General features: G+C 72.8%; 15 protein-coding genes. 3 read left to right on the plus strand and 12 right to left on the minus strand.

From position 1 onward, the window contains the following. Nucleotides 1-430: 430 nt before the first annotated feature. Nucleotides 431-1,438 (minus strand): stage II sporulation protein M, encoded by a 1,008-nt coding sequence (locus tag ACFXG1_RS19285; protein ID WP_384711610.1) that lies wholly within the window; start codon nucleotides 1,436-1,438, stop codon nucleotides 431-433. A 190-nt stretch (nucleotides 1,439-1,628) separates the two neighbouring features. On the opposite strand from ACFXG1_RS19285, the gene ACFXG1_RS19290 reads away from it, so the two are divergent. Beyond that, nucleotides 1,629-2,624, plus strand: coding sequence for an RDD family protein (locus ACFXG1_RS19290; RefSeq protein WP_384711613.1), 996 nt, complete (start codon nucleotides 1,629-1,631; stop codon nucleotides 2,622-2,624). Between the two features lie 68 nt (nucleotides 2,625-2,692). Here the strand turns inward: ACFXG1_RS19290 and ACFXG1_RS19295 are convergent, their stop codons facing one another. The 8 genes from ACFXG1_RS19295 to ACFXG1_RS19330 all read right to left on the minus strand — a co-directional run bounded on the left by ACFXG1_RS19295 (nucleotide 2,693) and on the right by ACFXG1_RS19330 (nucleotide 11,811). Continuing rightward, nucleotides 2,693-3,307, minus strand: coding sequence for a hypothetical protein (locus ACFXG1_RS19295; RefSeq protein WP_384711616.1), 615 nt, complete (start codon nucleotides 3,305-3,307; stop codon nucleotides 2,693-2,695). A 267-nt stretch (nucleotides 3,308-3,574) separates the two neighbouring features. After that, the gene (gene ahcY, locus ACFXG1_RS19300) at nucleotides 3,575-5,029 is read right to left on the minus strand and encodes an adenosylhomocysteinase (protein WP_384711619.1); all 1,455 of its coding nucleotides are present in this window, start codon (nucleotides 5,027-5,029) and stop codon (nucleotides 3,575-3,577) included. 321 nt (nucleotides 5,030-5,350) lie between these two features. After that, nucleotides 5,351-6,310 (minus strand): cation diffusion facilitator family transporter, encoded by a 960-nt coding sequence (locus ACFXG1_RS19305; protein ID WP_384711622.1) that lies wholly within the window; start codon nucleotides 6,308-6,310, stop codon nucleotides 5,351-5,353. Between the two features lie 168 nt (nucleotides 6,311-6,478). Further along, complete coding sequence (gene manA, locus ACFXG1_RS19310; protein WP_384711625.1) at nucleotides 6,479-7,642, minus strand: mannose-6-phosphate isomerase, class I; 1,164 nt, start codon at nucleotides 7,640-7,642, stop codon at nucleotides 6,479-6,481. Nucleotides 7,643-7,861: 219 nt separating this feature from the next. Continuing rightward, nucleotides 7,862-8,998, minus strand: a complete 1,137-nt coding sequence (locus ACFXG1_RS19315) for an SIS domain-containing protein (RefSeq protein WP_384711628.1) — start codon at nucleotides 8,996-8,998, stop codon at nucleotides 7,862-7,864. A 131-nt stretch (nucleotides 8,999-9,129) separates the two neighbouring features. Continuing rightward, nucleotides 9,130-9,312, minus strand: coding sequence for a Trm112 family protein (locus ACFXG1_RS19320; RefSeq protein ID WP_384711640.1), 183 nt, complete (start codon nucleotides 9,310-9,312; stop codon nucleotides 9,130-9,132). 482 nt (nucleotides 9,313-9,794) lie between these two features. After that, nucleotides 9,795-11,162, minus strand: a complete 1,368-nt coding sequence (locus ACFXG1_RS19325) for a phosphomannomutase/phosphoglucomutase (protein ID WP_384711631.1) — start codon at nucleotides 11,160-11,162, stop codon at nucleotides 9,795-9,797. A gap of 55 nt (nucleotides 11,163-11,217) precedes the next feature. After that, nucleotides 11,218-11,811: a metallopeptidase family protein gene (locus ACFXG1_RS19330; protein WP_384711643.1), complete on the minus strand. Its 594-nt coding sequence runs from the start codon at nucleotides 11,809-11,811 to the stop codon at nucleotides 11,218-11,220. A 539-nt stretch (nucleotides 11,812-12,350) separates the two neighbouring features. On the opposite strand from ACFXG1_RS19330, the gene ACFXG1_RS19335 reads away from it, so the two are divergent. After that, complete coding sequence (locus ACFXG1_RS19335) at nucleotides 12,351-12,779, plus strand: DUF3499 domain-containing protein (protein WP_384711634.1); 429 nt, start codon at nucleotides 12,351-12,353, stop codon at nucleotides 12,777-12,779. Nucleotides 12,780-12,828: 49 nt separating this feature from the next. On the opposite strand, the gene ACFXG1_RS19340 is transcribed toward ACFXG1_RS19335, so the two are convergent. The 3 genes from ACFXG1_RS19340 to ACFXG1_RS19350 all read right to left on the minus strand — a co-directional run bounded on the left by ACFXG1_RS19340 (nucleotide 12,829) and on the right by ACFXG1_RS19350 (nucleotide 18,902). Continuing rightward, nucleotides 12,829-14,400, minus strand: coding sequence for a DUF5719 family protein (locus ACFXG1_RS19340; RefSeq protein WP_384743758.1), 1,572 nt, complete (start codon nucleotides 14,398-14,400; stop codon nucleotides 12,829-12,831). A gap of 3 nt (nucleotides 14,401-14,403) precedes the next feature. Further along, nucleotides 14,404-17,805, minus strand: a complete 3,402-nt coding sequence (locus ACFXG1_RS19345; protein WP_384743760.1) for a glycosyltransferase — start codon at nucleotides 17,803-17,805, stop codon at nucleotides 14,404-14,406. Nucleotides 17,806-18,638: 833 nt separating this feature from the next. Then, nucleotides 18,639-18,902 carry a WhiB family transcriptional regulator gene (locus ACFXG1_RS19350; protein WP_006348971.1) on the minus strand — a complete coding sequence of 88 codons (264 nt, stop codon included), beginning with the start codon at nucleotides 18,900-18,902 and terminating at the stop codon, nucleotides 18,639-18,641. 738 nt (nucleotides 18,903-19,640) lie between these two features. On the opposite strand from ACFXG1_RS19350, the gene ACFXG1_RS19355 reads away from it, so the two are divergent. Continuing rightward, nucleotides 19,641-20,168, plus strand: coding sequence for a cysteine dioxygenase (locus ACFXG1_RS19355; protein ID WP_384715768.1), 528 nt, complete (start codon nucleotides 19,641-19,643; stop codon nucleotides 20,166-20,168). Nucleotides 20,169-20,177 lie beyond the last annotated feature (9 nt).

The raw sequence follows: 20,177 nt of genomic DNA on the forward strand, positions 1-20,177 counted from the left end.
ATATCTGGCGTTGACTTTTGGCACGCTGTTGAGTTCTCAAGGAACGGACGCTTCCTTCAGGCCCTTTTCACCAGGCCCTCCGGGCTTTCCCTTCGGTCTTGCGTTTCCAACCTTACCAGACCGTTTTCCCATTCCGTTTCCGGACTTGGATTCTGATCGAGTGGCCGTTGGAGAAGCCTTTTTGCCTTTCGGCTGTGCCGACTTTATCAGAAGCATTTCGACTGAGCTAATCAGTCTTCGCGATCCGGATAAGGAGTCGATTTGGCTCCGCGGAAACGTCGTTCCGTCGAGAGCGAGTCAGACACTAGCGGTTGCACTCGGTCATGTCCAGTCCGAGGCAACCGTTCGAATCTACCTCCCCACGCCGACCATGTCAATGGTTTTTGTGGGCAGGCGACGACAGTAGCAGGTCAGGAGGGCTCGACGCACATCAGGCGGCGACGGGAAGCCGGGCGTTCCGGTCGGCTTCCTCCACATCCCCGGTCTCCCCCTCGGCCACCGCGCGGCGGCCGAGGATGTAGACGTACGCGAGGAATGCCAGCTCGGCGGCGATACCGATGGCGATACGGGCCCAGGTCGGCAGGCCGGAAGGGGTGACGAAGCCTTCGATCAGGCCGGAGACGAAGAGGACGAGCGCAAGCCCGATTGCCATGCCGAGGGCCGCCCGGCCCCGCTCGGCGAGGGCCGTACGGCGGGTGAGGGGTCCGGGGTCGACGACGGTCCAGCCGAGTCGGAGGCCCGTACCGGCGGCGACAAAGACCGCGGTGAGTTCGAGCAGGCCGTGCGGGAGGACCAGGCCGAGGAAGACGTCCAGGCGGCCCGCGGAGGACATCAGTCCGATGCCGATCCCGAGGTTGGCCATGTTCAGGAGCAGGATCCAGATGACCGGGATACCGAGGAAGGCGCCCAGGGTGAGGCAGATCGCCGCGGCCTGGGCATTGTTCGTCCAGACCTGGGCGGCGAAGGACGCGGCCGGGTTACTGGAGTAGTAGGACTCGTAGTTCCCGCCGGGGCGGGTCATCTCCCGGAGCTCGTCCGGGGTGGCGATGGAGGACTGGATCCCGGGGTGGGTGCCGATCCACCAGCCGATCAGTGCCGCCACGACGACGGAGAGGACCGCCGCGGGTATCCACCAGTGGCGGGTTCGGTAGACGGCGGCGGGGAATCCCGCCGTGAGGAAGTGGAGCGCGTCCCGCCACCCGGCCCGGCGGGTGCCGGTGACCGTGGCCCGCGCACGCGCCACGAGTCGGGTGAGGCGGCCGGTCAGCATCGGGTCGGGGGCGGTGGAAGTGATCAGGGAGAGATGGGTGGAGGCGCGTTGGTAGAGGGCGACGAGTTCGTCGGCCTCGGCTCCGGTGAGTCGACGTCCCCGGCGCAGGAGGTACTCCAGGCGATCCCACTCGGCGCGGTGGGCTGTCACGAAGACATCGAGGTCCATGTCGGCTGCTGCCCCTCCTGGGCGCGGGGTGCGGGTGTACGTCGGCGGCGCGCTTCCGGGTCAGCTTGGCAGACTGAGGGGGCCGGGGGCCGAGCAGGGCGAACGCTCTGGACGCCGGATGCCCCGGATCGCTTGTGCGAGGGGCTCGTACGACACGGTTCGCGCGGATCGACATGGAGGGGCGGCAGCGGTGAGTGCGCTTGTGACGGGGGACGCGGTCGTCCTGGGGCTTCAGCCCGCGAAGCTGCCGAGCCGGGCGCTGGCGATGACCATCGACCTCGTGCTGGTGTGGGGCCTTTTCCTGCTGGTGTCCTTCGTACTGACCCTGACGACCGCGTCGCTGGATCCCGCGGCCGGCGCGGCGTTGGCGGTGGCCTCCTTCCTGCTGGTGGCGGTGGGGATGCCGATCTCCGTGGAGACGCTGTCGAAAGGGCGGTCGCCGGGGAAGCTGGCGTGCGGGCTGCGGGTGGTGCGGGACGACGGCGGGCCCATCCGGTTCCGGCACGCGCTGGTCCGGGGGGCGATGGGGGTCGTGGAGATCACGGGATCGCTGGGAGTCATCGCCTGTATCGCGTCGCTGGTCTCGGCGCGGGGGCGGCGGATCGGGGATGTGTTCGCGGGCACGCTGGTCGTACGGGAGCGGGTGCCGACGGGCCGGGACGGGCGGGTGCCGCCGCCTCCGCCCTGGCTCGCGGGGCGTTTCGCGGCGCTGGATCTGTCGGCCGTGCCGGACGATCTGTGGCTGGCGATCCGGCAGTACCTGACGCGGTCGGGGCAGCTGGATCCGGCGGTGGGCTGGTCAATGGGCGTGCGGTTGGCGGATGAGATCGTCCGGCGGACGGGCGCGCGGGCGCCGGAAGGGGTGCATCCGGGCGCTTTCCTGGCGGCGGTGGTGCACGAGCGGCAGACGCGGGACGCGCGGCGGGCTTTCGGTACGGAGGCGGTCATCGGAGGGGCGGCCGGGGTGTTCGGCGGGGATCCGTCCGGGGGCGGTGGCGTGGACGCCGTTGCGAGCCGGGGGTGGGCGGCGGTGGAGCCGTTGCCGGGCGCGGTGGCGGAGCCGGGGTCCGGCCGGGTGCCCGGACCACGTGACGTGGGGTCCGGGAGCGGTCGCATTGATGCTGCCGGGGACGGTGGGGGCACTGGTGCAAGTGGGGCGGCGACGGGGTTCGTACCGCCCGGGTAGACCGGGCATCCGTTCCGGAGTGCCGGGACTCCGGGACCCCGGGGCCGGGGCCGGGGTCGGGGTCCGTGTCAGGGGAAGACGGAGGGAGGGCTCTCCAGCTCCTCCAGTTCGATTCCGGGCGCGGCCAGGACGACGTCCCCGGCGATGTGCACGGTGTGCTGTTCCCCGGTGTCCAGGGCGTTGACCTGGTACGCGTCCACGATCAGGGGGCCGTTGTCAGTGGTGTGCGCTTCACTTTTCAGCAGAGCCCAGGACTGGTCGACGGTGAGGGGGGCGAGTACGGGGGCCGTGAACGCGACGAGGCGGACACGGGTCGCCGGGGATCCGGGGGTGAGTCGGAGAAGTCGCGCGGTGGCGACGAGGAAGGCCGGGGAGGTGCCGGTGAAGGCATGGGCCGGTGCGGTGTTCTCGGAGGCATGGACACCGCTGGGGTCGGTGCGGACCCAGGTGACGCCGTCGATGGCGGCGCCGCGAACGCGCCAGCTCGCGGCGTGGAGTTCGAGGCGGATGGGGCGGCCCAGATCGTCCACGGCGAGGTCGACGGAGCCCGTGTGGTCGCCGGAGGGGCTGGTGTTCTGTGCGACGTACCGCCAGCCGGAGGGGCCGGGGGCGCAGTGGAAGTGTTCCTCACCGAGAGGGGTGTGATCGTGCGGATCGTGGAGCGAATAGCGGCCGCGGGGCATGGGGGCTTCGGGGTCCTTGTGCGGTGAGGCGCGGTGGTGTCACCGGACGGCCGTGCGGCGGTCGGTGTCGGCGGCGTCCGGGGACCGGCGGTGGTCCGGGGCCGTCAGGGGGAGCGTACGGGCAGGCCCCCGGCACCGGGGGTGCGGGGGCCTGTCGTGTGATGACCGTGACGGTGGAGTGCCGTGCCCCGGCCGTCGGACCCGCCCTGGAGCGGGCGGTTCCGGGTGGCTCGCGTAGGGGTCGCCGTGCGGCCGGGGCGGGGACGGTCAGTAGCGGTAGTGGTCGGGCTTGTAGGGGCCGTCGACCTCGACGCCGATGTACGCGGCCTGCTCAGGGCGGAGGGTCGTCAGCTTGACGCCGAGGGCGTCGAGGTGGAGACGGGCGACCTTCTCGTCGAGGTGCTTGGGCAGGACGTAGACCTCGGTCGGGTACTCCTCGGGCTTGGTGAAGAGCTCGATCTGCGCCAGCGTCTGGTCCGCGAAGCTGTTGGACATCACGAAGGACGGGTGGCCGGTCGCGTTGCCCAGGTTGAGCAGACGGCCCTCGGACAGCACGATGATCGTCTTGCCGTCGGGGAAGGTCCAGGTGTGGACCTGGGGCTTGACCTCGTCCTTGACGATGCCCGGGATACGGGCCAGTCCGGCCATGTCGATCTCGTTGTCGAAGTGGCCGATGTTCCCGACGATGGCCTGGTGCTTCATCTTGGCCATGTCGGCGGCCCCGATGATGTCCTTGTTGCCGGTCGTGGTCACGAAGATGTCGGCCAGGCCGACGACCTCGTCGAGGGTGGTGACCTGGTAGCCGTCCATCGCGGCCTGGAGGGCGCAGATGGGGTCGATCTCGGTGATGATCACTCGGGCGCCCTGGCCGCGCAGGGACTCGGCGCAGCCCTTGCCGACGTCGCCGTAGCCGAAGACCACGGCGACCTTGCCGCCGATGAGGACGTCGGTGGCGCGGTTGATGCCGTCGATGAGGGAGTGGCGGCAGCCGTACTTGTTGTCGAACTTGGACTTGGTGACGGCGTCGTTGACGTTGATCGCCGGGAAGAGGAGGGTGCCGTCGCGGTGCATCTCGTACAGCCGGTGGACGCCGGTCGTGGTCTCCTCGGTGACGCCGCGGATCTCGGACGCCAGCCGGATCCACTTCTGCGGGTTCTCGACGAGGGTGCGGTTGAGCAGCGTGAGGATGTGGCCGTACTCCTCGCTGTCCGCCGTCGACGGGTCGGGGGCCTCGCCGGCCTTCTCGAACTCGACGCCCTTGTGGACGAGGAGGGTGGCGTCGCCACCGTCGTCGAGGATCATGTTCGGGCCGCCGGTCTCGGTGTCGGGCCAGGTCAGCGCCTGCTCCGTGCACCACCAGTACTCTTCGAGGGTCTCGCCCTTCCAGGCGAAGACGGGGACGCCCCGGGGGTTGTCGGGGGTTCCGTCGGGGCCCACCGCGATGGCCGCGGCGGCGTGGTCCTGGGTCGAGAAGATGTTGCAGGAGGCCCAGCGGACCCGGGCGCCGAGGGCGACGAGGGTCTCGATGAGGACGGCGGTCTGGACCGTCATATGGAGGGATCCGGTGATCCGGGCGCCCGCCAGCGGCTGCTGTGCCGCGTACTCCGCGCGGATCGCCATCAGGCCGGGCATCTCGTGCTCGGCGAGAGTGATCTCTTTGCGGCCGAACTCGGCGAGGGAGAGGTCGGCGACCTTGAAGTCGTGGCTGGTGTCGGTCGTCATGGAGGAACTGCTCCTCAGGTGGTCGAGGGTGGGTACGGCTGACTCCACGGCGGTGGGCACAGGATGCCCGGGCCGCGCGCGGCGCAGTCGTCGGAGGCCCTCTCTCCCTCGGTCGGTCCGTCGCGGACCGCCCGACCGCCATCAGCAGCGACGTCTGACTCTGGTGACGAATCTACACCGAATCCTCCTGGGCGGCTTTGGTCAACGCGGGGGCGCAAACGGGACACGCGCCTGGTGGGAGAGGGGCGGTATGGCCGGATACGGAGGTTGTCGACCGCGGTGGGTCCCCGCAGGGGGGTGGGGCGACGAGCGGACGGGGCGTCAGGGGGTCGCCGGGGGGCGGGCCGGGTTGGTGCCGGCCGCGGCCGCCGCGGCGCTGTAGACGTCGGGTTCCAGATAGATCACCCGGGCGATGGGGCAGGCGGCGCGGATCCGGGCCTCGGCCGCGTTGATGGCCGCCGCGACCTCGCCGGCGGTGTTGTCGTGGCGTACCGCGATCTTGGCGGCGACAAGGAGTTCCTCGGGGCCGAGGTGGAGGGTGCGCATATGGATCAGCCGGGTGACGCTGTCGCCGTCGACGACGGCCGCCTCGATCTTGCGGGTGTCCTCGGCGCTCGCGGATTCGCCGAGCAGCAGGGACTTGGTCTCGACGGCGAGGACGAGGGCGATGAGGATGAGGAGGGTGCCGATGCAGAGGGTGCCGATGCCGTCCCAGATCCCGTCGCCGGTGGCGAGGGCGAGGCCGACGCCCGCGAGGGCGAGGAGGAGTCCGATGAGGGCACCGAGGTCTTCGAGGAGGACGACGGGCAGCTCGGGGGCCTTGGAGCGGCGGACGAACTCCCGCCAGGAGTGGTCGCCGCGCACCGCGTCGGACTCCTTGATGGCGGTCCGGAAGGAGATGCTCTCGGCGATGATCGCGAAGGTGAGGACGCCCACCGGCCAGTACCAGGCCTCGATGGGGTGGGGGTGCTTGATCTTCTCGTAGCCCTCGTAGAGGGCGAACATCCCGCCGACGGAGAAGAGGACGATGGAGACGAGGAAGGCGTAGATATAGCGTTCCCGGCCGTATCCGAAGGGGTGCTCGGGGGTGGCCTGGCGGCGGGCGCGTCTGCCGCCGAGGAGGAGCAGGCCCTGGTTGCCGGAGTCGGCGAGCGAGTGGACGCTCTCGGCGAGCATGGACGACGAGCCGCTGAAGAGGTAGGCGACGAATTTGGCCACCGCGATGGCGAGGTTGGCGGTGAGGGCCGCCACGATCGCCTTGGTTCCGCCTGACGCGCTCATCTCCGGGTGTCCCTTCGGTCCCTGGCCCGGGGTCCCGGCCGTGGGGACCGGACCCCGGGGGCGGTCCCGGGGCCGGGCCGGAGGCGGGAGTGCGCCTGCCGGTGCCGCACGGTAGCCGCCCGATCACTGAGGGGCGCCATTGTTGCAGCAGGGGGCGGGGAAACCGGGTCAGGCGGGCACTGTGGCCCGGAAGAGTGTCCCGGGGCCGCCGTCGGCGCCCGAGATCTCCGCCTTGTCCCCCGCGGGTACGAACACGGAGTCGCCGGGCCCGAGTGTCAGTTCGCCCGCGGTGACGCGGCCGGCGGTGCAGAGCAGGATCTGCGGTCCGGCGGAGGTGAGGTCGCGGGTCGCGCCGTCGGGGGCGAGGGCGAGTCGGGAGAGCCGGAACTCGGCGGCGGGCGTGTCGTACACCTCTTCGCCGTCGGCGTCGGCCTCGGGGCGCAGCACGGCCAGATCGTCGGAGGTGAAGCGGACGACGCCGAGGAGTTCGGGGACGTCGACGTGCTTGGGGGTGAGTCCGCACCGCAGGACGTTGTCCGAGTTGGCCATGATCTCGACGCCGAAGCCGTGGATGTAGGAGTGCGGAACCCCGGCACCGAGGTAGACGGCCTCGCCGGGCTGGAGCCGCATGTGGTTGAGGAGCAGGGCGCCGATGACACCGCGGTCGCCGGGGTAGTGGCGGGCGATCCCCGCGTACGGCTCGTAAGGGCCGCCGATACGGGTCGCGGCCGCGGCCGTTTCGGCGACGGTCTCCGCGATGGCGTCGGGGTCCGCGGTCAGGACGGCGGTGAGGACTTCGCGCAGGGCGGCCTCCTCGGGGTGGGCGTGCAGGAGGTCCGCGTACGGCTTGAGGGAGTCGACTCCCAGACCGGCGATCAGATCGGCGGTCTCGGCCGGCGGGCGGAAGCCGCAGAAGCCCTCGAAGGGGGTGAGGGCGCAGATCAGTTCCGGCTTGTGGTTGCCGTCCCGGTAGTTGCGGCGGGGGTCGCCCACGGGGATGCCCGCGTGTTCCTCGGCGGCGTGGCCCACGCGCGCCTGGTCCAGATCGGGGTGGACCTGGAGGGAGACGGGGGTCTCGGCGGCGAGGAGTTTCAGCAGGAAGGGCAGCTGGGGGCCGTGCCGGCGGACGACCTCGGGGCCGAGTTCACGTTCGGGGTCGGCGGCGATGACCGCGTCGAGGGGGCCGCGGTCGAGATGGGAGGGGGCACCCGGGTGGGCGCCCAGCCACATCTCGGCCTGCGGTTCGCCGGTGGGGGCGATGCCGAGGAGCGCTGGGATGGCGGTGGTGGAGCCCCAGGCGTACGGGCGGATGCTGTTGGTGAGGCGATCCATCGGCGGGAGGTTCTTTCGGCTGGGATGATGCGGTTCGTCCTTCGTACGGGCGCATGTCGCACGACCGTACGAAACTGTGTCGGATGGGCATCGTACGGTCCTGATGCCGTGGGGCGCAGCCGGACCCGTGCGCTCCGGGCGTGCGCCGGGGAGCGGTGGGGGGTGGGCCGGTGAAGGGCAGGCCGGCGGAGGGGGTTCCTCCGGTGGTCGCCCGGGGTGTCAGGAGGGGGTCGCCGGGGTGGCGAGTGCCAGGTAGACGGCGGCGAAGTCGGTGACGGCGAGAAGTTCGGCGAGGGATTCCAGCTCGGTGCCCTCCTCCGGTTCCAGCTCGCTGATCGCGGTGTCGTGGCCGAGCGCGAGTTCACGGGCGGCGGGGGCCGCGGTCAGGCCGCCCGCGGGCCGGTCGCGCAGCAGGACGACCCGGGCGCGCAGCGCCTGCGCCTCGTCGACCCGGTCGCGGAAGAAGTCGTCGGGGTCGGCGCCCGCGGCGAAGTGTCCGGCGAGCAGGACGCCATGGGCGGGCAGGGCCTCGGGGAGTTCGGCGGCCAGGGCGGGGCGGCCCGCGAGTTCGGCGAGAACGGCCGCGAACCGGCGGCCCGTCGGGGCGGCACCGGTGCCTTCGGTCCAGATCAGCGGCAGGCTGTCGGCGAGTTCGGTGGCGAGGGTCTTGGCCGGGTTGCTGTAGGTGGCGATGGCCGGGCCGCAGCGTTCCGCCGTCCGGTCGAGCCGGTCGGCGACGCGGCCGAGTGCCTCGGGGGGCGCTTCGAGGAGCCCGACGCGGTCGAGGAGCGCAAGGAGGGGCGTGAACAGGGCCCACAGTGCGCCGGGGCCCGCGCCCACGGTCTCCTCGTACACCTCGTGCGGCGCGGTGGCCATCGGGACGACGAGGCCGTGCCGGCCGCCGACGCCCTCGGCGAGCGGTGAGCTCCGGGGGGTGACGGCGACGACCGTGCAGCCTCGGCGGTACGCCTGCTCGGCGAGGAGGTCGAGGCCGGGTTCACCGCCGTCGATGGTGATGACGAGAAGGAGGTCGAGGGAGCCCGCCCAGCCGGGGAGCGCCCAGCGGAGGGCTCCCGCGGCGGGGGCGACGCCGGTGGGGTGGAGACGTGTGACGGGGGCGCCCGCTCCCGCGAGTGCGCCGATGAGGTCGGCGACCCCGGTGGCGGCGGTGCCCGCGCCGGCGACGAGGACGGCGCGCGGGCGGCCGTCGGGCCTCAGCTCGGCGATGCCCGCCTCGGCCGCGTGCCGGGCGGCGGTGCGTACCCGCGCCCCCGCTTCGGCGGCGCCCCGCAGCAGACCCCTGCGGTCGGCGCGGGCAAGGGCTTCCGGGTCGTCGAGGAGCGTCTCGTCGAGCATGGGCGGGGGCCTCCGATCGCCGTTTCGGGTGGGTTCGTCGCGGACGGATCCGGCGGATGGGCCGCGGGCGCGGTCACCGGAGCCGCGGGGCGGTGGGGCTGCGGGTTCGTCCGGGTCGGGCTCGTGGGTCGTCAGCCGGGGCGGCGGGCCTCGTCGACGAGGAGGACGGGGATGTCGTCGCGTACGGGGTACGCCAGGCCGCAGGCGTCGCCCGTGCAGACCAGCTCGGGGGCGTCGGCCGTGGACCGGTCCTCCAGCGGGCTGTGGCAGGCCGGGCAGGCGAGGATGTCGAGAAGTCCGGCTTCGAGCGGCATCAGAGGGGATCCCTTCGGGTTCTGCGAGTCGCGGGCGGCGTCCCGGTCGGCGGCGCGGCGGCTCCTCGGGTGGTCGCTGGCCACGGGCGCCGGCACAGCTGTTCGTACGGGGCTTGCGCGCAAGTGCTCGTACGGGTGTCGGCGGGTCGTGGTGTCGCATCGTCCGGGGAACGCGGTGGTCGGGCGATCGGGCCTCGTCAGCGTACCGCCGGGGGAAGGGCGGCGGCGCGTTCCGGGGGCGGGCCGCCGGACGGGGGCGGGGCGGTGACGGCGCGTGGGGCACGGGCTCCGGGGCGGGCAGGGCCCGGCGGCGGCCTTCCGGGTGCTCGCCGGGGTTTCCGGCCCGGGGGCGCGGGAATCCGCCGGGAACGGATTCCTCCGGTCCGGGATCAACCGGAGTTCCCGCCTCGGCGGAGATCACACGATCGGGCTAAAGACCCCGGCGGCAGGAGGCCGCCGGGGTCAGCAGGGGTAACAGAGAGTCAGGGACGGCGAATCAGCGCGAGGACCTCGTCGCGGATCTTCGCGAGGGTGGCGGCGTCCCTGGCCTCGACATTGAGGCGCAGGAGGGGTTCGGTGTTGGAGGGGCGGAGATTGAACCACCAGTCGGGGGTGGTCACCGTCAGCCCGTCGAGGGTGTCGACGGTGGCGTCGGGTACGGAGGCGAAGGCGGAGCGCACCGCTTCGGTCGCCGCCGCCTGGTCCTCGACGGTGGAGTTGATCTCTCCGGAGCCGGTGTAGCGGTCGTACTGGGCGACCAGTTCGGACAGCGGGGCGGGCTGGGAGCCGAGGGCGGCCAGGACGTGGAGCGCCGCGAGCATGCCGGTGTCGGCGTTCCAGAAGTCCCGGAAGTAGTAGTGCGCCGAGTGCTCACCGCCGAAGACGGCACCGGTCCTGGCCATCTCCTGCTTGATGAAGGAATGCCCGACCCGGGTGCGTACGGGAACGCCGCCGTTCTCGCGGACGACCTCGGGAACCGACCAGGAGGTGATCAGATTGTGGATGACCGTACCGCCGGGGTGCTTGGCGAGCTCCCGGGCGGCGACCAGGGCGGTGATCGCCGAGGGCGAGACACCCTCGCCGCGCTCGTCGACGACGAAGCAGCGGTCGGCGTCTCCGTCGAAGGCGAGACCGAGGTCGGCGGATTCGGCCCGCACCCGCTCCTGGAGGTCGACGATGTTCGCCGGGTCCAGCGGGTTGGCCTCGTGGTTGGGGAAGGTGCCGTCCAGTTCGAAGTACATCGGGACGAGGGTCACCGGCAGGGACGAGAAGACGGTCGGGACGGTGTGGCCGCCCATGCCGTTGCCCGCGTCCACGACGACCTTCAGGGGGCGCATGGCGGAGAGGTCGACGAGGGAGAGCAGATGCGCCGCGTACTCCTCCAGCGTGTCCCGCTCGGTGATCGTGCCGGGGGTGGCGGCGGGCTCGGGGGCGCCGTGGTCGCTCCACTCCTCCACCAGGGCGCGGATATCGGTGAGTCCGGTGTCCTGGCCGACGGGGGCGGCTCCCGCGCGGCACAGCTTGATGCCGTTGTACTGCGCCGGGTTGTGGGACGCGGTGAACATCGCGCCGGGGAGGCCGAGGTGACCGGAGGCGAAGTAGAGCTGGTCGGTGGAGCAGAGTCCGATCAGCGTGACATCGGCGCCGCGCGCCGAGGCGCCGCGGGCGAACGCGCCCGAGAGCCCGGGCGACGAGGGGCGCATGTCGTGTCCGACGACGATCGCGTCTGCCGACGTGACCTGGACGAACGCGGCACCGAACAGTTCGGCGAGCGACTCGTCCCACTGGTCGGGCACGACGCCGCGTACGTCGTACGCCTTGACGATCCGGGACAGATCAGCAGCAGCCACGGGGCCAGCCTTCCCTCGGGTCTGTGTGGTGGTCGGACCAAATTATCCGGGTACGTCAGTCCTGGCCGTACCGCGGGTCCACCGATTCGGGAGCCAGCCCCAGAAGTTCCGCCACTTGCTCCACGACGACCTCGTGCACCAGCAGGGCGCGCTCCTCCCGGTTCTTCGTCCGGATCTCCACGGGACGGCGGTAGACCACGACCCGTGCGGGCATGCCCTTGCCTGCGGGAATGGTGCCGCCGAGCGGCACTACCGGGGAGAGCTCGTCGGCCGGGGCCGGGGCGGGGACCTCCAGTACCAGGAAGTCGACATCGGCCAATTGCGGCAGCCGTCGCTCGAGACGCTCGACCGAGTCGCGCACCAGATCGCGGAAGGAGTCGGCCCGGCTGACGGAGAGGGGGACCTGGGGCGGGGCGATCGGGCCGCGCATTCCCCGGCCGTGCCGGTCGCGGTGCCGTGGCCGCGGCCCGTCGCCGGGGGCGGAGCCCGGACCGCGGCGACCGGGTCCGGAGCCCTCGGCGGCCCCGGAGGTACCGGATCCCGGGGCGCCGGATCCGGTGCCGGTATCGGTGTCGGCGGCCGGTCCCGGGGCGGCCCCGCCGGCCGGTCCGGAAGTCGCGCTCTGGTCCTGTCGCGCGGGTGACCCCACCGGACCGGACTCGCCCGGGCTCGGTGGTACGGAACTGTCCATCACTTACGCAGGGTAGCTCTCCCGGAGCCCCGCCAGCGGCAGGGGCGGGCACAGAGACGGCGGGTGATAAGGCCGTGGCACGGCCCGGGGGCGGGCCGGGCCCCGCGGCTCGGGACGACCCCGGCCGGACCTCCGCCGGTCCGGGTGGCACACCGGGAAACTCACGGAGGATACGGAACATACGGAAGAGATGAGGAGGTGAGGTGTCATCGAGTCGCCCGGGGGAAAGGAGGAAGGAGTGACGACGAGCGGCCCGGAGGCGGGCGGAAACGGAAGGCGCAGGTGTGTCGGCAATTGACCGTTACGGCCGCGCTTGGCGTCGGTTGTGTGCCGTCCGGCGATCGGGCGACCCTGCGTGAATGACCTGATTTACGTCACGTCATGACCGGTTCACCAGCGGTCACCCCCCTGCCGCGAAAACCGTCGTCGCAGGTCAGAACGGGTCTTCCGGGGCCTCCCGAAACCCGGTTCGCATCACGACACGGTGGAGTGACCTGGTGGAGAGTCGTCGCAGCCCGTTCAAGAGTGCGGTACCGTCCAACCTCGTGAGCCCTGTACGTCGATGTTCGCGCACCGCGTGCGGTCGCCCTGCCGTCGCGACGCTGACGTACGTCTATGCCGATTCGACTGCGGTCCTCGGTCCGCTCGCCACATACGCCGAACCCCACTGCTACGACCTGTGTGCCGAGCACAGTGAGCGGCTGACCGCGCCGCGCGGCTGGGAAGTCGTCCGTCTCACCGACGGTTCGGCGCCGGCCAGGCCCAGCGGTGACGACCTCGAAGCGCTCGCCAACGCCGTACGCGAGGCGGCGCGTCCGCAGGGACGCGCGGCCGCCGAGGGGCAGTCCGGTCGGCGTACCGCGGACCCGATGGAGGTGGCCCGCCGCGGCCATCTGCGGGTGCTGCGCTCTCCCGACCAGCAGTAGGCCCGTCCCGCCACCGCCCCCTCTGCGAGCTCCGTAAGTCGACGGTGTGTCAGTCGTCGAGGACGGACAGCTCACGCCGGGCCGTCGGGACCGAGACCGTGCCGTGGTCGTCGGGGAGCGTCTGGATGGTGAACATCGCGACGCCGCCGCGCGGCAGGGCCAGGGTCCGGGACGCGTGGACCGGTCCGCCGGAGACCGTCTCCACCGTGAGGGCGTACGAACCCTTCAGTCCGGCCGGGACCGGTGGGGTCACCGCCGCTGTGGTGCCCGCCGCGATCCGGTACTCCCGGACGGCGGGGGTTCCACCTTCGGTGCCCGTCGACGCGGTCACCCTGACGCGGGCGGCCCAGTACGGAGCGGTGAGGGAGAGCGTCGTACCCGTGGCCCGGTTGTCGACGGCGCTCGCGCGGTCGCCGACGGGGCCGGTGGCAGGGATATGGGCGGTTTCGCGGCCCTTGCCGGTACCCCGGACGATCTTCAGGGCGGCGACCACCGGGGTGGCGCGGCCCGGCTCGGCGGGACGGAGGACGAGGGATCCGGGTTCGCCGCGGGTGATGTCGCCCAGTTCCACGGCGGTCGTCATGCCCGCTTTGACCCGTACGGTCTCGTGCCCGACGAGTCCGAACGTCCCACCGGGGGAGGCGAGTCCGGCGCGCAGTTCGGCGTCGGCGTCGCCGGGGGCGAGGACGACCAGGCGAACCGAGGTCGCGTCGGCGGGAATGCCGGGCATGACGACGGTGGCGGAGGGCGCGGCGGACGCGGCGAGCCAGTCGCCGCCGGCGCCGTCCTCGGCGGTACGGACCACGGCGCCGACCCGGCCCGTACGGGTCGTCACCCGGACCGTGGCATCGGGGAGTTCCTCGGCTGTCAGGGTCGAGAGCAGCACGGGGAGCCCGGCGCCCGCGGGGACCGGGAGACCGTCGGGGAGGGTGCCGCGGACCCGGCCGTCCCGGCCGAGGATCTCGATATCGGCGACGGCGGGCGTGTCGTCGGGGTTGACCAGGTGGAGATAGTCCTGACGTCCCTTCGCCGTGGAGGCGCCGGGGAACCAGAAGTCGGTACCGGGCGCGGTGCAGGCGGCGCCGAGGAGGGCGCGGGCCCGGCCGTTGGGCAGGACGGTCGTCTGCTGGGCGGTCCAGCCCGGGGCGAGGGCGGCGGTGGCCGTGCCGACGAGGGCGGGTGCGTCACCGCCGGGTGCCGGGACCGCGACCGGGGTGCCGGGGGCTTTCAGGGCGAGTACGGGTTCGGCGCGCCGCGGACCGTCATCGGTGCCGGGAACCGCGGCGGGGGCCTTGTCCGGGGCCGGCTTCCGTTCGGGGGCGGGGAACGGGGCGCCGGCCGGGCGGAGTTCGGCGGTTCCGGGCCGGACGGCGGGACGGTTGCCGTCGGTGCCGTCGGCCGGTTCCGGGGTCGGCGGGGTGAAGGACGTGTAGGTCGTCTTCGCGCCTTCGGAGTGGCCCACCGAGGGGCAGAGCAGACCGGCGCGTTCGACCGGGAGCCGGGCCGGGGCCTTCGCCCCGGCGCCGTCCGCCCGGTCGCCCGGGGCGGTCAGGGCCGCGATACCGGTGATCGCCGCGAGGGCGGTCACGGCGGCGAGCACTGAGAGGGGCGCGCGGTTCACTCGTCACTCGCCTCGGGTCGCGTTGTCGTGGTGACGGGAGAGCCGGACGGGGTCGGTGTCCGGGTCCGCGCCAACAGGGTCCGGGCGGCCGTCCTCGGAGCGGTGCGGCCGGGGCCGTAGCGACTCGGAGGCTTCGGCGGGACCCCGTTGCGGCGGCAGGGCCGCGAGCCGCGGCTCATCGGGCAGGTCGTCGTCGACGCGGCGGCGCCTGCCGGGCAGGGCGAGGACGACCAGGACGAGGAGCAGTACCGGCCGGATCCGGAGCCACGCGGTGTGGAGGGCGTCCTCCTCGTACGCGACCACCAGCCGGCCGCCGTCGGCGGGCAGGTCGAATCCCTGGGCCCAGCCGTCGACGGTCCGCTTCGGCAGTTGACGGCCGTTCAGGGTGGCCCGCCAGCCGTCGTCGGCGCGGTCGGCGAGCCGCAGGACCCGGCCGCCGCCGCCCGCGGGGATCTCGGCGTCCGCCGTCACCGGCCCGGCGGCGACGGGCAGCGGGTCGGCCGTGCCGTCGACGACGGTGATACGGGCGATCTGACGATCCACCGTCCACAGGGTGTCGCCGTCGATGCTGCTGAGCCGGGTCAGACCGGGAGTGGTGTCGAGGACGCGGGTGGTGGCGCCCGGCATGTCGTCGCGGACGAGGACGTAGCGGATGGCGTAGCCGCCGAGTTCGGCCGTGTGGTCGGCGCCGGTGCCCGCGACGAGCCGGGCGACGAGCCGGTCGAGCCGGGGGTCGCCGCCCGCGGCCCGGGTGAGTTCGGCGTCGCCGAGCCGGGCGCCCGGTCCCCGTACGAGTGCGTACGGCACGGTCCCCGGGGACGTACCGCCGCCGAGGACGAGGGTGCGCGGCCGGTCGCGGGTGGTGCTCTCCTCGGCGACGAAGGCCGGGACCTGGACGGGGTCTCGGCGTTGCAGCGGGCCGTCCGCGCCGTCGGCGACCCAGCGGGCGGCAAGCTGGACGGGGGCGAGGGCCGCGACGACGGCGATCAGTACGGCGACGGGCTGGTGCCAGCCGAAGTCGCGGGCGGAGACGCGGGTACGGCCGAGTTCGGCGGCGAGGCAGGCCGCGGCGATCAGGGCGATGCCGTGCACGAGGGTGGCGGGTCCCGCCCAGTGCGAGCCGTTGACGAGGGCCGCGAGGGCGAAGCCGGTCAGGGCGACCGCCCAGGCCGTTTGGACCGCGAACCGGCGGCCGTCCCGGAGGAGGGCGGCGAGCGCGGCGGCGACGAGGCCCAGCAGCAGGAGGGCGCCTTCGGCCCCGGGGCCGCCGGGGCCGAGGGTGAGCAGTCCGAACGCGGTCGCGTCGCCACCGGTGGACCCGGTGTCGAGTCCGGCTTCCCGCAGGGCGGCGGACGGCCGGGCGAGCAGCGTCAGCGACCAGGGCGCGAGCAGGACCACCGGGGTGATCAGGACCGCTGTACAGCGGACCGCGGCGGCGACGAGGTCGGCCCGGCGGACGACGACGGCGGCGATCCCGAGGACGGCGGCGAGCGGCCAGACGACGGGGGTGAACGCGGTGGCGGCGGTGAGCAGCAGGGCGTACGTCCACACCGCGCGCCGGCTCCCGCGGGCGAATCGGTCTCCGGTCAGACCGTGGGCGGCGACGGCGGCGCGGGCGATCAGCGGGAGCAGGACGGCCAGGACGGCGGTGCCCAGGCGACCGGAGGCGAGGGCTCCGGTGGTGGCGGGCAGCAGGGCGTAGGTGACGCTCGCCCAGGCCCGCAGCGGGCGGGAGGCGACGAGGGCGCGGGAGGCGGTGTACGCGGTCACTCCGGCGAGCGGCACCGAACCGATCAGCAGCACGGTCACCGCGAGCCCGGTGGAGCCGAACAGCAGGTCGGCCAGGGCGGCGACGAGCCCGAGGTAGGGCGGGGCGGCGGGCGTGCCGCCGGTGCCGACGGCGTGCCACTGGTCGGCGTACCGGCTCCACAGACCGGAGGTGTCGGCGGGCACGGGCAGCAGCGCGCCGCCCGCGAGGGCGCCGGGGGCGAGCAGCTCGCGGCAGGCGACGAGGGTGACCAGGAGGAGGGTGACGAGGAGGGCGGGGCCGGGTCGGCGGGCGGTCCTCCGCAGCCGGGGGAAGCGGTCGGATACCGGGGCTGGGTGGGGCTCCGCGTCGGAGTCCGGGTCGCCGTCGGCGGACGGCCGGGGCACGGGGGCGGGCGCCGACGCGGGCGCGACGCTCCGGCCGGAGCTGAGGCGGCTCAGCAGCCGGTCCGTGGTGATCCGTACCGTCGCGCCCGGCGGCGGGAACAGCGGGCGCAGCGCCGCCTTGTCCGCGGGGCCGTTCGCCGTCCGGCGGCGGGCGCGGCGGGCCGTGAGGAGCCGGACCGGGCGCAGCAGTACGGCCAGCAGTCCCATCAGTTCGTCGACGGCGTGCCGGGGGGCCTTGCCGACGAGGTTGGCGAGGGTGCGCAGCAGGGTGCCGAGGGTGAGCCGGAGCAGGGTGTACGGCAGGGCGGGCGTACGGGTGTTGGCGAGGAGGGTGTAGACGGCGCCCGCCTTGGCGACCCGGTGCGGGCGGGCGGCGGTACGGCCCGCGCAGTCGACCGTACGGCGCTCCCTGGCGGCGGCCTCGGCATGGCGCATGACGGCGTCGGGGACGATGAGGACGCGGTGGCCCGCGGCGTGGGCGCGCCAGCACAGATCGAGGTCGTCGCGCATCAGGGGCAGCCGGCGGTCGAATCCGCCGAGCGCGTCGAAGGCGTCCCGGCGGATCAGCATGCCCGCGGTGGACACCGACAGTACGGACCTGACCTGGTCGTGCTGGCCCTGGTCGGGTTCCCGGCGGTCGAGCCCGGTCCAGCGGCGGCCGCTGGGGGCGATCGAGACGCCCACTTCGAGGAGTTGGCTCCGGTCGTACCAGCCGCGGAGTTTGGGCCCGGCGATCACCGCGTGCTCGTCGGCGTCGACGACCCGGAGCAGCTCGGCGAGCGCGGTGGGCTCGGGGGCGCTGTCGTCGTGGAGGAGCCAGAGCCACTGGACGGGTTCGCCGTACGGGAGCTCCGGCATCTCGTACGCCGCGTCGGACCAGGTCCTGGTGGCGGGGTCCCAGCCGCTGGGCCGCTTGAGGTAGGGCAGGTCGTCGGGGGTCGGGGCGCCCGCGGTACGGGCCGCCTCCTCGACGGCGGCGCCGAAGCCGGTACGGCGCGCGAGGTGGAGCACCCGTTCGGCGCCGAGGGATTCGGCGAGGAGGCGGGCGGATTCGTCGGCGCTGCCGGTGTCGGCGGCGACGACGTTCTGGGCCGGGCGGTCCTGGCCGGTGAGCCCGGCGAGCGTGTCGGGCAGCCACGCGGCGCCGTCGTGCGCGACGAGGATCGCGGTGACGACATGGCGCGGGAAGGCGCGGGGGTGGTCGGCGCGGAACACCGCGGGCGACGAAGGGGCGGGCTGCGGGGCGGACATGGGGTGGGGCCCTCCGGCCGGGGGACGGGCGCGCGGTGTGGGGGCGCGTCGGCGTCTGAGACGTGCGCCACGATATCGCCTCCGGCCGCGGGGTGCGTGTTCCCGTCCGGCGCCGCCGAGGTGGTCGGCGGTCCGCTCAACGCCCTTGGCGGAACAGGGGGCTTGAGCCGGGCGCTCCCGGAGAGCGGGGTCGTTCCCGGGACACGTCCGCCGGTGGCCCGGGGGCCGGGACCGGACGCGTCCGGCGCCCACGGGTGTTCGTCGGCCCGCGGCCCGTCTCTGGCTTGTCGCGCAGTTCCCCGCGCCCCTGGATGCTTCCGCTTCGCGGTTGGGTGCGGGCCGTCCATGGTTGTTCGCGCAGTTCCTCGCGCCCCTGGATGCCCTTCTCATCGGCCTTGCGGAGGCTTGGCCCTCCGGGCGGGGCCGTGTTTCGGGTGCACGCCGTCTGTGGCTTGTCGCGCAGTTCCCCGCGCCCCTGGATGCTTGCGCTTCGCGGTTGGGTGCGGGCCGTCCATGGTTGCTCGCGCCCCTGAAAACCTTCCCCCCGTGGCGGGCTCCGGGACGAAGGGCAGGTAGGGGTGGCGGTGGTCGGGTGGATGTGGGGTGGCCCCCGCAGCCGTCGGCGGTACGGAAGCGGTCAGCGCTTCCAAGAAGCCGCGCACCGCCGACGGCGAGGAGGTCACCCCGGAGCCGACCGGCCCCACCCGCGCCAAGCAAGCACCCGCGCAAACCCCCGGAGCAACGGCCACCCCCACCACAGCCCCGCCGGCGACTGAGGCGCAGGAGACCCCGCACCCCGCGGGAAACGGGCACCCCGGGAGGCCCCGGGCGCCCTAGACGGCGGCTTTCTTCAAGCGGCGGCGTTCGCGTTCCGAGAGCCCGCCCCAGATACCGAAACGCTCGTCATTCGCCAGTGCGTACTCAAGGCATTCCGAGCGGACTTCGCACGCCAGGCAGACTTTTTTCGCCTCGCGTGTGGAGCCGCCTTTCTCGGGGAAGAAGGACTCGGGATCGGTCTGGGCGCACAACGCGCGCTCCTGCCAGCCGATTTCATCGTCCGCGTCCTCGACCAGCAGTTGTTCGAACAGCTCGGTCATGTGCGCCCCTCGTCTGTCTTGGCGTCCCCGTGATGTTGCCGTGATCGATTCGGCCGAACGACACGAGTGAAATTACAAGTGTGTGCTTCGGGGGCGTCAAGCGGAGATCTGCTATTGGGCCCCGTATTCACTCTGCGGAACCAAGCCTATGCGGAAAGTGTTCAAATCACCAAAAAACTGACACATGACGCAAGCCTCGCCCTTCACCCCCCGATCGACCCCCTTCCTTGCGTCCGAAGACGTCCACACTTTCGATCTTGTTGCGATCGGACCGGCGAAGCGATCGGGATCACATTCCGGTCACGCCGGCGGCTCGGAGCGACAGAAGAGGTCGGATCGTGCGCGATGTGTCCCAACCCTTGCGCTGCATAAACCTTTCTGCGCGCTCCGTAACCGGATGAGGTGAAAGATTGCCGCCAAACCGGTCATCGAGTTGACACCAAAGAGCCCTACCCGTCACCGTGGGTGCCATGTCAGCAGCCCCCGCGCCTCTCGCGACCCCCACCCGTGGGTTCCGCAGCGCTGTGCAGGCCCGCTGTCGTTGTTGTTGCCGCCGCTGAACCGAATTCGGTGGTGCCGCGTCGTCGCAGCCGTCCGGCTCCGGCCGCCGGGTAGTTCCGCGGGGTAGTTATCCCGTCACCGCCTTCGGTTGATTCCCGTTGCTTTCCCTCCCCCTTCTCCGTCGCTTATGCGCCGCGACGGGCCGTGTCTCTCCTGCCAAGGGATCACCGCGTCTCCATGAACAACGACAGCGACCTCCAGATCGCCGGCGACATCCTCGCCGTCCAGCACCTTCTCCAGCCGCCGCGCCGGCATCCCTCCACCGTCGCGGACTTCGTCGGGCTCGCGCGCGCGATCGCCGCCGACCGGGCGCAGTGGGAGGGGGTCGTCGAGTACGACGCCACCAGCCGCTGGTACCACCGGCTCAGGACCGGCCCCGGATACGAGGTCTGGCTGCTGTCCTGGGTGCCGGGCCAGGGCACGGGGGCGCATGACCACGGGTCGTCGTCCGGGGTGCTGACCGTCCTCGAAGGCCGGCTCACCGAACGCTCCGTACACCCGGCCGCCCGCACCGACGAACGCCGGCCGGACCGGGCCCTCGTACCGGGCGAGGTGCGGGTGTTCGCCCCCGGATACGCCCACGAGATGGTGAACGACGCGCTTGAACCAGCCGTCTCCCTGCACGTCTACTACCCGGCTCTGACCGAGATGCCGATGCATGCCGCCCGGTGCGCACCGGCCGCCCGGGACGTCGCCGTCGCCTGACAGACTGCG

Source organism: Streptomyces sp. NPDC059248, from assembly GCF_042753905.1.
In the GTDB taxonomy this organism is placed as follows: domain Bacteria; phylum Actinomycetota; class Actinomycetes; order Streptomycetales; family Streptomycetaceae; genus Streptomyces.

What these genes read in the sequence shown, in the direction of transcription:
- ACFXG1_RS19320 (WP_384711640.1), bottom strand. Translation starts at nt 9,312, where the DNA reads ATGCCGCTCGAAGCCGGACTTCTCGACATCCTCGCCTGCCCGGCCTGC.
- ACFXG1_RS19355 (WP_384715768.1), top strand. Translation starts at nt 19,641, where the DNA reads ATGAACAACGACAGCGACCTCCAGATCGCCGGCGACATCCTCGCCGTC.
- ACFXG1_RS19285 (WP_384711610.1), bottom strand. Translation starts at nt 1,438, where the DNA reads ATGGACCTCGATGTCTTCGTGACAGCCCACCGCGCCGAGTGGGATCGC.
- ACFXG1_RS19315 (WP_384711628.1), bottom strand. Translation starts at nt 8,998, where the DNA reads ATGCTCGACGAGACGCTCCTCGACGACCCGGAAGCCCTTGCCCGCGCC.
- ahcY (WP_384711619.1), bottom strand. Translation starts at nt 5,029, where the DNA reads ATGACGACCGACACCAGCCACGACTTCAAGGTCGCCGACCTCTCCCTC.
- ACFXG1_RS19345 (WP_384743760.1), bottom strand. Translation starts at nt 17,805, where the DNA reads ATGTCCGCCCCGCAGCCCGCCCCTTCGTCGCCCGCGGTGTTCCGCGCC.
- manA (WP_384711625.1), bottom strand. Translation starts at nt 7,642, where the DNA reads ATGGATCGCCTCACCAACAGCATCCGCCCGTACGCCTGGGGCTCCACC.
- ACFXG1_RS19350 (WP_006348971.1), bottom strand. Translation starts at nt 18,902, where the DNA reads ATGACCGAGCTGTTCGAACAACTGCTGGTCGAGGACGCGGACGATGAA.
- ACFXG1_RS19305 (WP_384711622.1), bottom strand. Translation starts at nt 6,310, where the DNA reads ATGAGCGCGTCAGGCGGAACCAAGGCGATCGTGGCGGCCCTCACCGCC.
- ACFXG1_RS19295 (WP_384711616.1), bottom strand. Translation starts at nt 3,307, where the DNA reads ATGCCCCGCGGCCGCTATTCGCTCCACGATCCGCACGATCACACCCCT.